The sequence below is a fragment of the Bacteroides fragilis genome (assembly GCF_019583405.1).
In the GTDB taxonomy this organism is placed as follows: Bacteria; Bacteroidota; Bacteroidia; order Bacteroidales; family Bacteroidaceae; genus Bacteroides; species Bacteroides fragilis_B.
This window is the reverse complement of sequence record NZ_SZUU01000001.1, coordinates 761,990-774,123: the sequence shown is the minus strand read 5'-3', so window position 1 is coordinate 774,123 and position 12,134 is coordinate 761,990. Positions and strand designations below refer to the sequence as shown.

General features: G+C 50.3%; 11 protein-coding genes, 6 tRNA genes and 1 riboswitch. Of the genes, 8 read left to right on the top strand and 9 right to left on the bottom strand.

Annotated features, from left to right (window positions below):
• Positions 1-11: 11 nt before the first annotated feature.
• The 8 genes from FDF36_RS03325 to FDF36_RS03290 all read right to left on the bottom strand — a co-directional run bounded on the left by FDF36_RS03325 (position 12) and on the right by FDF36_RS03290 (position 6,882).
• Positions 12-713, bottom strand: coding sequence for a HesA/MoeB/ThiF family protein (locus FDF36_RS03325; protein ID WP_220390318.1), 702 nt, complete (start codon positions 711-713; stop codon positions 12-14).
• A gap of 22 nt (positions 714-735) precedes the next feature.
• Complete coding sequence (thiH, locus tag FDF36_RS03320; protein WP_220390317.1) at positions 736-1,860, bottom strand: 2-iminoacetate synthase ThiH; 1,125 nt, start codon at positions 1,858-1,860, stop codon at positions 736-738.
• 1 nt (position 1,861) lies between these two features.
• Positions 1,862-2,416, bottom strand: coding sequence for a hypothetical protein (locus FDF36_RS03315; protein WP_220390316.1), 555 nt, complete (start codon positions 2,414-2,416; stop codon positions 1,862-1,864).
• Position 2,417: 1 nt separating this feature from the next.
• Positions 2,418-4,112, bottom strand: coding sequence for a phosphomethylpyrimidine synthase ThiC (thiC, locus tag FDF36_RS03310; protein ID WP_220390315.1), 1,695 nt, complete (start codon positions 4,110-4,112; stop codon positions 2,418-2,420).
• An 85-nt stretch (positions 4,113-4,197) separates the two neighbouring features.
• Positions 4,198-4,974: a thiazole synthase gene (locus FDF36_RS03305; RefSeq protein WP_220390314.1), complete on the bottom strand. Its 777-nt coding sequence runs from the start codon at positions 4,972-4,974 to the stop codon at positions 4,198-4,200.
• A gap of 133 nt (positions 4,975-5,107) precedes the next feature.
• Positions 5,108-5,722, bottom strand: coding sequence for a thiamine phosphate synthase (locus tag FDF36_RS03300; protein ID WP_032575593.1), 615 nt, complete (start codon positions 5,720-5,722; stop codon positions 5,108-5,110).
• A 3-nt stretch (positions 5,723-5,725) separates the two neighbouring features.
• Positions 5,726-5,923, bottom strand: a complete 198-nt coding sequence (thiS, locus tag FDF36_RS03295; protein WP_005815690.1) for a sulfur carrier protein ThiS — start codon at positions 5,921-5,923, stop codon at positions 5,726-5,728.
• A 68-nt stretch (positions 5,924-5,991) separates the two neighbouring features.
• Positions 5,992-6,084: riboswitch (TPP riboswitch) on the bottom strand.
• Positions 6,085-6,264: 180 nt separating this feature from the next.
• A complete protein-coding gene (locus FDF36_RS03290) occupies positions 6,265-6,882 on the bottom strand; it encodes a superoxide dismutase (protein ID WP_220390313.1) in 618 nt (205 codons plus the stop codon).
• A 121-nt stretch (positions 6,883-7,003) separates the two neighbouring features.
• Between FDF36_RS03290 and FDF36_RS03285 the strand changes: the two genes are divergently transcribed.
• The 8 genes from FDF36_RS03285 to FDF36_RS03250 all read left to right on the top strand — a co-directional run bounded on the left by FDF36_RS03285 (position 7,004) and on the right by FDF36_RS03250 (position 11,371).
• Entirely contained in the window at positions 7,004-9,364 is a 2,361-nt protein-coding gene (locus FDF36_RS03285; protein WP_220390312.1) for an ATP-dependent helicase, read from the top strand.
• A 118-nt stretch (positions 9,365-9,482) separates the two neighbouring features.
• The gene (gene nspC / locus FDF36_RS03280) at positions 9,483-10,622 is read left to right on the top strand and encodes a carboxynorspermidine decarboxylase (RefSeq protein ID WP_032536722.1); all 1,140 of its coding nucleotides are present in this window, start codon (positions 9,483-9,485) and stop codon (positions 10,620-10,622) included.
• Between the two features lie 130 nt (positions 10,623-10,752).
• Positions 10,753-10,825 (top strand) — tRNA-Gly (locus FDF36_RS03275).
• Between the two features lie 25 nt (positions 10,826-10,850).
• A tRNA-Leu gene (locus FDF36_RS03270) sits at positions 10,851-10,932 on the top strand.
• A 37-nt stretch (positions 10,933-10,969) separates the two neighbouring features.
• Positions 10,970-11,053, top strand: a tRNA-Leu gene (locus FDF36_RS03265).
• A 22-nt stretch (positions 11,054-11,075) separates the two neighbouring features.
• Positions 11,076-11,148 (top strand) — tRNA-Gly (locus FDF36_RS03260).
• A 61-nt stretch (positions 11,149-11,209) separates the two neighbouring features.
• Positions 11,210-11,291, top strand: a tRNA-Leu gene (locus FDF36_RS03255).
• Between the two features lie 7 nt (positions 11,292-11,298).
• Positions 11,299-11,371: transfer RNA gene (locus tag FDF36_RS03250), tRNA-Gly, on the top strand.
• Between the two features lie 228 nt (positions 11,372-11,599).
• On the opposite strand, the gene FDF36_RS03245 is transcribed toward FDF36_RS03250, so the two are convergent.
• Positions 11,600-12,043 (bottom strand): N-acetylmuramoyl-L-alanine amidase, encoded by a 444-nt coding sequence (locus FDF36_RS03245; RefSeq protein ID WP_032539239.1) that lies wholly within the window; start codon positions 12,041-12,043, stop codon positions 11,600-11,602.
• Between the last annotated feature and the right edge of the window lie 91 nt (positions 12,044-12,134).

The window sequence follows — 12,134 nt, the reverse complement described above, 5'->3', positions numbered from 1 at the left end:
GAAACCAACCTTTATAGTGAAAATATGTTAGATTGCAATGTCCGCAAGTCAATTGTCCATAGTTTGCCTGCCAGGATCTCTCCGAATCCACAAATGATTTTGAGAACTTCGCATGCTTCCACACTGCCCGTTACTGCCGGTGTCACTCCGACCACCCCTTTGGGAGGAGGAGGCATGTGTAACATTCTTTCTTCGTCCGGGTACAGGTCGCGATAAGTTTTCCGTTGAGTTCCTTCTCCGTAGTTGAAGACGGATACCTGTCCTTCAAATCCGCAGATAGCACCGTATACATACGGTTTCCCGAGCTCCGAACAGACATCGCTGAGCAGATACCGGGTTGCAAAGTTATCGCAACCGTCCACGACGATGTCATACTGGCCTATCAGATCGCGTGCATTTTCTTTACTCAGCCTTCCCGGACAGGCGTTCACTTTTATCTCCCTGTTGAGGGCGCTGATCCGCATGGAGGCACAGATAGCCTTCAGGTCGCCCACTTCTTCCTCCGTGTAGAGTATCTGCCTCTGCAGATTGCTGAGGCTCACTTCGTCGTCATCTGCCAACCCGATGGTACCCACTCCTGCACCGGCCAGATAGAGGGCGATGGGAGAACCGAGTCCTCCCACGCCTACAATCAGTACTTTGGCAGCTTTTAGCTTTAGCTGTCCTGCTTCTCCTATTTCCGGAAGCATGGTTTGTCTGCTGTATCTTTCCATAAATTCCCTTTTATTTCAGTTATCAGCATTGGGGTAGCGTCAGCGCCGTGTCCCAGTCTTTGTATACCGGTATCCGTCCCAGCGACCGTAGTGCTGCATCCACCTCCACGGCTTTCCGTTCGTCGCTTACGTGAAACTGTTCCAGTGCTTGCGGATAGGTAAAGTATCCTCCCGGTTCCGTTTTGCTTTCTGCACTCATGGTGGTCACTCCGAGCGTAGCCATGTGGTTACGGAAGGCTGCGCTTTCGCGGGTAGAGTAGGAGATGTCTACATCATGGTCGAAGATGCGCATCGCAAAAGTCACTTGTGCCAGCTCACGGTCGTTCATCACCACATTGGGCTGGAAGCCTCCGTTTTCCGACGGGCGCATGCGGGGGAAGTTGACACTATATTTCGTTTTCCAATAATGCTTCTGCAAGTAGCGGAGATGATAGGCCATCATGGTGATATCCGTTCTCCATTCCTCCAGTCCGATCAGTACGCCCATTCCTATCTTGTGTACTCCGGCCTGTCCCATGCGGTCGAATCCGTTGACCCTCCATTCGAATTTAGACTTCATGCCGCGAGGGTGGTAGATGTTGTAATTGGCTTTGTTATACGTCTCCTGAAAGCAGATGACCCCGTTCAGTCCTGCATGTGTAAGTCGTTCATATTCTTCTGCTTTAAGTGGCATTACTTCAATCTGAAGGTTAGCAAAGTAGGGCTTTGCCAGCAAGAGGGCACGTTCGATGTAATCCACTCCGGCTTTGGCAGGATTCTCGCCTGTTACCAGCAACAGATTCTCAAAGGGGGCCAGCTTCTTGATCGCCTTGTACTCGTTCACCATCTCTTCTTCCGTAAGGATGGTGCGCTTCATCGGGTTGTTGTGGTTAAAGCCGCAGTATACACACGAGTTTGTACAAGAATTTGTAATATAGAGAGGCACGAACATCGAGATTGTTTTTCCGAAGCGTTCCATCGTATACTGCCGGCTGAGACGTGCCATCGTCTCCAGATATGGAGCGGCAGCCGGCGAAATCAATGCCATAAAATCATTTACATCGCAGTGTTCCTTCGACAATGCGCGGCGCACATCAGCGTCAGTTTTGGAATAGATGGCTTTAGTCGTCTCTTCCCAGGAAATCTTTTCTAATTCATCTGAAAACATTTTATTTTTTCTTTTTATTCTTCTGGTTAATCTTCTTCAATGTGTTCCGTACAGCCGATTTTACGGCGGTCGAATACATTTCCGTTTCTATACTCTCCAGTATGGTACGCAGCTCATACAGCAACTCCGGCTCGGGCTCGCACAGGCGGTAAGCCATTCGGATGGCGAGCGATTGCACGCCGATGCTCTCTTGGGGCGACAGCATGGCGTCCAGGCAGAAGTTGAGCAGAGCCACGGATGGCACCTTCGTTGCGGGTGTATGGTAGAGTATGGAAAGAAGCAGTCGTTTTGAACCATCGTGCCCGCAGGACATCAACCTTCCGGTCAGCTCTTCCCTAAAAGGAATTAGCCACTCCGGTTTCTGCCTGCACAGTTTGTCGCATATCCATAAGGCCCGCCAGGACACCAATAATTTATCGTCCGACGTCAGCCGGTAAATGTTGTCGAAGTTCTCCGGTCGATCCAGGATTTCTTTTACAATCCGGTCTGTCTCCAGTTGGGAGATAGGCACATCGAGTACTTTCCGGTATTCCGCTGTCCTTTTCGTTACAGTCATCCTATTTTTGTTTTTGAGTTTTCTTCAGATCGCGGCTCAGTCGCATCGCGCAGAAATTCGGTCCGCACATGGTGCAATACTCTCCGTCGGTATGTCGTCCGGCATGGAAGTAAGAGAATGCACGTTCCGGATCGAGTGATAGGTCGAACTGGTCTTTCCACCGGAATTCGTACCGTGCTTTGCTCAGTGCGTTGTCGCGTACCTGTGCCCCCGGATGTCCCTTGGCCAGATCGGCCGCATGGGCGGCTATTTTATAAGTGATTACTCCCACGCGTACATCTTCTTTATCGGGTAGGGCGAGGTGCTCTTTAGGGGTCACATAGCATAGCATAGCTGTTCCCAGCCATCCTATTTGTGCTGCTCCGATAGCCGAAGTGATGTGGTCGTATCCCGGAGCGATGTCCGTCACCAGCGGGCCGAGCGTATAGAACGGGGCATTGTGGCATTTTTCAATCTGGCGTTCCATGTTTTCGCGTATCTTGTGCATCGGCACATGTCCCGGCCCTTCGATAAATGCCTGTACGTTTTTCTCCCAGGCGCGCACCACCAGTTCGCCCATTGTGTCGAGTTCGGCAAATTGCGCTTCGTCATTGGCATCGTGGGTCGATCCGGGCCGTAAGCCGTCGCCGAGTGATATTGCGACATCGTATTGTGCCAGGATGTCGCAGATGTCATCGAAGTGTTCGTAAAGGAAGCTTTCCCGATCGTGTACCAGGCACCATTTGCTCATGATACTTCCACCGCGGGATACGATGCCGCAGAGGCGCTTTTCCGCCAGGTGCACATTATGCCGGCGGATGCCCGCATGGATGGTGAAGTAGTCTACTCCCTGCTCACACTGCTCGATCAGCGTGTCGCGATACAGTTCCCAGGTCAGGTCTTCTACCTTTCCGTTTACTTTCTCCAGAGCTTGGTAGATAGGTACGGTCCCCACCGGAACGGGACAGTTCCGGATGATCCATTCCCGCGTTTCGTGTATGTTCTCTCCGGTCGAAAGATCCATCAGTGTGTCTCCTCCCCATTTACAGCTCCACATCGCTTTCTCCACCTCTTCGTCTATGCTCGAGGTAGTGGCGGAGTTGCCGATGTTGGTATTAATTTTCACCAGGAAGTTGCGGCCTATAATCATAGGTTCGGCTTCGGGGTGGTTAATGTTGGCAGGCAGCACCGCCCGTCCTTCGGCTATTTCCTGACGTACGAATTCGGGGGTGATGTGGGTCTCGATGCCCAACTCTTCGCAGTTCATATTCTCACGGATAGCCACATATTCCATTTCGGGAGTGACAATGCCCTGTTTGGCATACGCCATCTGGGTGATATGCCGGCTGGCCTTGGCCCGGTAGGGCAGTGCGATATGTTCAAAACGGAGGTGGTCGAGGCTCCCGTCATCCCGCCGCATGCGTCCGTATTCCGAACTGATCTCGGGCAATTGTTCCACGTCTCCTCTGTTCAGTATCCATTCTTCACGCAGGCGCGGGAGGCCTTTTTTCAGGTCGATTTCTATGTCGGGGTCACTGAAAGGACCGCTGGTATCGTAGATGTACACATGCGGATTGGGAGTGATCACCTTCTTTTCTCCTTCGAAAGTAGTGCTGGGCACTTGCTCTACTTTTCGCATACCTACACGGATTTCGGGGAATAGCTTGCCGGACAGATATACCTTCTCAGAGCGGGGAAATTTTATTCTTTGTTCCATAAATTCGTTATTAGGATCTCTCAGCCCCGTATTCTTTTCCCGAAGAGTGATCGACAGGAGAGGGGCCGGAGGCGAGGTTATTGTTTTATTCGTTTAAAAATGCCGTCAGTGGTGAACTTGCTTCAGCCACAAACCCTACGGCCTGCATACCCAGTCCGGCCTCATATGCCGTCCGTCCGGCTTCTACTGCCTGCTTGAAGGCTTTTGCCATTTCTATCGGGTTGCCGGCTACGGCGATGGCTGTGTTTACCAGGCATGCCGACGCGCCCATTTCCATAGCTTCCGCCGCATGGCTCGGTGCTCCGATTCCGGCGTCCACCACTACCGGAATGCCGGCCTGTTCGATAATGATTTGCAGAAACTCCTTGGTTTGCAGTCCTTTATTGGTCCCGATAGGCGCTCCGAGCGGCATTACCGTGGCGGCTCCCGCTTCTTCCAGTTGTTTGCAGAGCACCGGATCTGCCTGGCAATAGGGTAGCACGACGAATCCGAGTTTCACCAGTTCTTCGGTCGCTTTCAGGGTCTCCACCGAGTCGGGCAGCAGATAGCGCGGGTCAGGATGAATCTCCAGTTTCAGCCAGTTGGTTCCGAAAGCCTCGCGTGCCATTTGTGCGGCAAATACCGCTTCCTCTGCGTTGCGTACGCCCGATGTGTTGGGAAGCAACTGAATGTGCGGATGTACAATATGTTTCAGCATGTCGTCTTCTGTGTTCTCCATGTCGACACGCTTCATGGCCACTGTCACCATTTCGGTGCCCGATGCCAGTATCGACTGTTTCATCCATTCATTTGAGCTGAATTTACCTGTTCCCAGGAAGAGGCGGGAGTTGAATTCGCGTCCCGCAATGATTAACTTTTCCATTTCTGATCTTGTTTTGAGTTCATTTCACCACAGATTACACGGATTTTCACAGATTGATAATTTATTTCATTGGAAATTAGATTAAGACATCTGTGTTAATCTGTGTAATCTGTGGTGAATTCAGTTCATTTCCTTATATGTTTAGAATTCTTTTTGTTTCTTCTACCGGGTCCGGTGCTTGCAGGATCGCTCCGGAGAGGGCGATGCCGTTCACCCCCGTTTCCATAATGGCCGGAATGTCTTCCGCCACGATCCCTCCGATGGCTACTACCGGTATCCGGATACCGGCCTCGTTCATCTGTGCCAGTATGGAGGTGTAGCCTTCGAGTCCCAGTACCGGGCTCAGATTTTTCTTGGTAGTGGTAAACCGGAAAGGACCTATGCCCAGATAGTCGGCTCCGGCGGCATGATGCAGCTTTACGTCTTCAAAGGTGTTGGCCGTTCCGCCAATGATGAATGCTTCGCCCAGTATTTGCCGGGCTTCGCTGATGGGCATGTCTTTTTTGCCCAGATGCACTCCGTCCACTTCCAGCTTTTTGGCCAGCTCTACGTGGTCGTCGAGAATCAGGATCGCTTCTTTAGCTTTACAGAGAGGTTTCAGTTGCAGTGCCACTGCCTCCACCTCTTCCGGCGATGCCTCTTTCATGCGCAGTTGGATCCATTTACAGCCCCCTTCGAGGGCCATGCGCGCCGATTCCAGATAGGAGTAATTTTCTGTTTGATGGGTGATAAATTGTAGGCTTAACATAGGCTATCCTCCGCAGGCTGCTTTAATCACAATCAGGTTATCATTCTCTTGCAGCCCGAATCCGTCCCATTGCGGACGCGGTATCATGCGGTTGTTGACGGCGATGGCTACGCCGTTTTCGGGAAGTTGCAGTTGGGTGGCAAGCTGGGCCAGTGTGCTTGCAGCTGTTTCCACTTCTTTGTTGTTCACTTGTACTTTCATATTCGTATAGGTGTGTTTTGGGATAAATGAAAGTAAATACAAAGAGGGTGCGTGCGGAAGAAGAAAAAACGGAAGAAATACACAATCCCTTCGGCAGTACTAACTGCATCAGGTTCTTAGGGTATAATCTCAGCCACCGGGTGGCACCCCTTTGTCTTTACGGAGGCAAAGTAAGTGAAAAAGAAAATAAGAAGAAAGTAAATCGGGGATTATTTCACCACAGAGTAGGCAGAGGGTGCGGAGGAAACAAAAAGATGCAGAGGACATCAGAGCCAAATTCGTTCTTTTCCCGAATTTGAAACTCTGTGTCCTCTGCGTCCTCTGTGGTGAATACTTTTGAATTACAGTCGTTTTTCTACGACATCCCAGTCGATGATCTCCCACAGTTTGTTTACATGGTCGGCACGACGGTTCTGATAGTCGAGATAATAAGCATGTTCCCATACGTCAAATCCCAGTAACGGCTTCAGTCCCGCACGTACCGGATTGCTTCCGTTGGGTTCTTTGGTGATGTGCAGCTTTCCGTCTTTGTCAACAGACAGCCAGGCCCATCCCGAACCGAACAATCCTACAGAGGCTGCATTGAACTCTTTCTTGAAGTTTTCAAAGCTGCCGAAGTCACGTTTGATGGCTTCTCCCAACTTGCCCGTTGGTTCGTTCTTTGCCGGTTTCGGCGCAAATTGCAGGAAGTACAGAGTATGGTTCAGCACCTGTCCGGCATTGTTGAAGATGGCTCCGTCGGGAGCTGAAGCTACGATGGCTTCTACTGTTTTCCCTTCAAATTCGGTGCCCGGAACGAGGCTATTGAGATTGTTTACATATGTTTGAAGATGTTTACCATAATGGTAATCAATGGTCTGCTGACTGATTACAGGTTCCAGCGCATTGTTTGCGTACGGAAGTTTAGGCATTTCGTAAGTCATGGTTGTAAATATTAAAGACATTAATAATGTATTCATAAATTCAAATCTTTTATTTCGTTTCTATAAATATATAACGGGATATAGGGCCTAAATGTTCGGAGTTGTCCAAACTTTCCTCTATCTTTGCCAGTGAATAGAGATTTAACAGATAAATTTTATGCCCGACTATATCGAAGAACTTAATGAAAGCCAGCGTGCAGCGGTGCTCTACGGTGAGGGTCCTTCACTGGTCATTGCCGGTGCCGGTTCCGGAAAGACACGCGTACTTACTTATAAGATAGCCTATCTGCTCGAGAACGGTTACAATCCCTGGAACATCCTGGCACTGACTTTTACCAACAAAGCCGCCCGTGAGATGAAAGAGCGCATTGCCCGGCAGGTGGGCGAACAGCGTGCACGGTATCTCTGGATGGGTACATTCCATTCGGTGTTCTCCCGTATTCTTCGTGCCGAGGCATCCCACATCGGGTTTACGTCACAGTTCACCATCTACGACTCGGCGGACAGCAAGAGCCTGCTCCGTTCCATCATCAAGGAGATGGGGCTTGACGAAAAGACCTATAAACCCGGCAGTGTGCAGGCTCGCATTTCCAATGCCAAGAACCATTTGGTGTCTCCTTCGGGCTATGCTGCCAACAAGGAGGCTTACGAGGCAGATGCTGCGGCCAAGATGCCTGCCATACGCGACATTTACAGCCGTTACTGGGAGCGTTGCCGACAAGCCGGAGCAATGGATTTCGATGATTTGCTGGTCTATACCTATATTCTTTTCCGCGATTTTCCCGAAGTGCTGGCGCGCTATCGTGAGCAGTTCCGTTATGTGCTTGTCGACGAGTATCAGGACACCAACTATGCGCAGCACAGCATTGTGTTGCAGCTCACTAAGGAGAATCAGCGTGTTTGTGTGGTGGGTGACGATGCTCAGAGCATCTACTCTTTCCGGGGAGCCGACATCGACAATATTTTGTATTTCACCAAGATATATCCCGACACAAAAGTCTTCAAGCTGGAGCAGAATTATCGTTCTACCCAGACCATCGTCCGTGCAGCCAACAGCCTGATCGAAAAGAACGAGCGGCAGATCCCCAAAGAGGTTTTCTCCGAGAAAGAACGGGGGGAAGCCATCGGTGTATTTCAAGCCTACAGTGATGTGGAAGAGGGCGATATCGTGACCAATAAAATCGCCCAGCTGCGTCGCGAACACGATTATGGCTATTCTGATTTTGCGATCCTTTACCGCACCAATGCCCAAAGCCGTGTCTTCGAGGAGGCCTTGCGTAAGCGGAGCATGCCTTATAAGATTTACGGCGGCCTCTCTTTCTATCAGCGTAAGGAAATAAAAGACATTATAGCTTATTTCCGTCTGGTGGTCAATCCCAACGATGAAGAGGCGTTCAAGCGGATTATCAATTATCCGGCACGCGGCATCGGTGATACTACGGTGGGGAAGATTATCAAAGCCGCCACCGACAACAATGTCAGCCTGTGGACTGTGCTGTGCGAACCTATCACTTACGGACTTACTATTAATAAAAATACACACACCAAGTTGCAAGGCTTTCGTGAACTGATCGAACAGTTCATGACCGAGGTGGCGGAGAAGAATGCCTATGAAATAGGTACGGCAATCATCCGCCAGTCCGGCATTATCAATGACGTCTGTCAGGACAATTCGCCCGAAAACCTGAGCCGCAAAGAGAACATCGAGGAACTGGTGAACGGTATGAATGATTTCTGTGCCATGCGTCAGGAAGAGGGGAACACAAATGTTTCACTGATCGACTTTCTCTCCGAAGTATCCCTGCTCACCGATCAGGATTCCGATAAGGAGGGAGATGGTGAGAAGGTGACTTTGATGACGGTGCATTCTGCCAAAGGGCTGGAGTTCCGCAATGTATTTGTGGTAGGGTTGGAAGAGAATCTCTTCCCCAGTGGCATGGCGGGCGATTCACCGCGCGCGATGGAAGAAGAACGTCGCCTGTTCTACGTCGCCATCACCCGTGCCGAGGAACACTGTTTCCTCTCGTTTGCCAAAACCCGTTTCCGTTACGGAAAGATGGAGTTCGGCAGTCCCAGTCGGTTCCTGAGGGATATCGACACCCGCTTCCTGCAACTTCCGCAGGAGGCAGCTTTAGGCCGTAGCGTTGACGAAGGAGCCGGCCGTTTCCGCCGCGAAATGGAGGAGGGATACTCCCGCCGTCCGTCTGCCGAGCGTTTTTCTGCCCGTCCGTCTGCCGACCGTCCGCAGCGTGAACGTCCGAAGGAGCAGATCATTGCCCCGACCGTCCCCCGTAACTTGAAGAGGGTGAGCGGTACCACGGTATCCCCATCGGCAGCTCCCGGAGCCGGCATTACAGGTGTACAACCCGGGCAGACCATTGAACACGAGCGTTTCGGCATAGGCCAGGTGATTCGTGTCGAAGGTTCGGGCGACAATGCCAAAGCGACGATCCATTTCCGTAATGCGGGCGATAAACAGTTGCTGCTGCGTTTTGCGAGATTTAAAGTAATAGAATAATTATTCACCACAGAGTAACACAGAGTTCACAGAGGAAGAATTTAAGATCTTTCTATAAACCTGGAAAATAAAAACTCCGTGTCCTCTGTGTCCTCTGTGGTGAACCTTGTAGTTGACTATGATAGATTTTACCCAATTTCCCTCTCCGTGCTATATCATGGAGGAAGAATTGCTGAGAAAGAACCTCAGTCTGATAAAGAGTGTGGCCGACCGGGCCGGAGTTGAAATCATCCTTGCTTTCAAGTCTTTTGCCATGTGGCGTTCATTCCCTATTTTCAGGGAATACATCGGACATTCCACGGCAAGCTCCGTCTACGAGGCGCGCCTGGCACTCGAAGAGTTCGGCAGTAAGGCACACACTTATTCTCCGGCTTATACCGAAGCCGACTTTCCGGAAATCATGCGTTGCAGCAGTCATATCACGTTCAATTCCATGGCGCAGTTCCACCGGTTCTACCCGATGACCGTGGCCGGAGGCAGTGACATTTCTTGCGGCATTCGCATCAATCCCGAATATTCCGAAGTGGAGACCGAACTCTATAATCCGTGCGCTCCCGGCACCCGTTTCGGCATCACTGCCGATCTGCTGCCCGAAAGGTTGCCGCAGGGGATCGAGGGTTTTCATTGCCATTGCCATTGTGAATCATCTTCGTTTGAACTCGAGCGTACTTTGCAACATCTTGAAGAGAAGTTCTCCCCGTGGTTCTCTCAGATAAAGTGGCTCAACCTGGGAGGCGGACATCTGATGACCCGTAAAGATTATGATACCGGGCACCTGATAGGCTTGTTGCAGGGCTTAAAGAAACGTTATCCGCATTTGCGCATCATCCTTGAGCCCGGTTCGGCTTTCACCTGGCAAACCGGGGTACTGACTTCCGAGGTGGTAGATATTGTCGAGAGCCGTGGTATCCGTACCGCCATTCTTAACGTCAGCTTTACCTGTCACATGCCCGACTGTCTGGAAATGCCTTATCAACCGGCCGTTCGCGGGGCGGTGATGGGAGAGGAGGGACCGTTTGTCTATCGGCTCGGAGGTAATTCCTGCCTGAGCGGAGACTATATGGGTTCCTGGAGTTTCGATCATGAATTGCAGATCGGCGAACGTATTGTTTTTGAAGATATGATACATTATACGATGGTAAAAACAAATATGTTCAACGGGATCCACCATCCTGCCATTGCTTTGTGGACGGCGAGTGGAAATGCTGAAATCTTCAAGCAATTTTCCTATGAAGATTATCGCAATAGAATGAGTTGATAATCAAAACATTTGTCGTTTGGCAAAAACAAAATGCACATTTTCCTGAGAAAAAAGTATCCCGAATGCTTGCAGATATCAAGAAAATGCCTACCTTTGCAACCGCAATCGAGAAACAACGGTTGCAAATGCGGAAATAGCTCAGTTGGTAGAGCATAACCTTGCCAAGGTTAGGGTCGCGAGTTCGAGTCTCGTTTTCCGCTCTCTTTGAAATGTTGGAAACCTTTTGCCCAGGTGGCGGAATTGGTAGACGCGCACGTTTCAGGTGCGTGTGTCGAGAGGCATGCAGGTTCGAGTCCTGTTCTGGGCACAAAAGGTGAGAATAGTTCAAAGCTTTAATTGAGATTGGAGAGGTGGCGGAATTGGTAGACGCGCTACTTTGAGGGGGTAGTGACATTACTGTCGTGGGAGTTCGAGTCTCCTTCTCTTCACATTCTTTATTAAAGTTGTTTTGCGGAAATAGCTCAGTTGGTAGAGCATAACCTTGCCAAGGTTAGGGTCGCGAGTTCGAGTCTCGTTTTCCGCTCAACAAGAACGTCGGTTATCTGTTCCTCTCCATTTAAACAGCAGATTCCTGATTAGTCAATGCCCAGGTGGCGGAATTGGTAGACGCGCACGTTTCAGGTGCGTGTGTCGAGAGGCATGCAGGTTCGAGTCCTGTTCTGGGCACTACATTGCGGAAATAGCTCAGTTGGTAGAGCATAACCTTGCCAAGGTTAGGGTCGCGAGTTCGAGTCTCGTTTTCCGCTCAAAGAAAAAGGAAGTTGAATCATTTGATTCAGCTTCCTTTTTTTGTTTACCGTTTACCGGGGTCAGTGCCATGCTGATTCCACAAACTTCACCACAGATTACACAGATTAACACAGATTTATCTATTTCTCAATCTGTGATAATCCGTGTAATCTGTGGTGAGCTCCGTTCATTAGCAATAAAACTCTGTGTACTCCGTGTACTCTGTGGTGAGGTTTGTGGTGAATTTAAAAGCTTTCCTCTTTCACCTCAAAGCACGGGCATGCCTTGATCCACTCTTCGGGTTCTATCTCTCCGTTTCCGTTCAGGTCCGGACTCAGATCCCTGTGTCCGCATACCCTGCTTCCGGGATACTCCTTCAGCAATACTCTCACCAGTACCCGCATTGAATGTTTTTGCCATTCTGTCCGGGTGTCTTTGGGTCGTCCGTTGCAGTCCAGCCCTCCTTCGTAGCAGATGCCTATGGAGTGTGCGTTGAATCCCTTGGCATGTGCCCCGGCCCGTTCCACCGGTCGGGTAGTGATGATCTTCCCATCCTTGCGTATGTAGAAGTGATAGCCCGCTCCTTCGAATCCCCGTCTTCGGTGACACTCCTCCAGGTCATGCTCCGTGAAGCAGCGGTCTTCTCTGGTTGCGGAGCAGTGAATAACGATCAGATTGATTTCTCTCATAGTTCCGGTTCTATTTTTCGGTGTTCCCCCCGCGGAGAAACATCAGGAATGCCAGTAGACATTCCAGTATTTTTTGTATTTTCTTCATTGT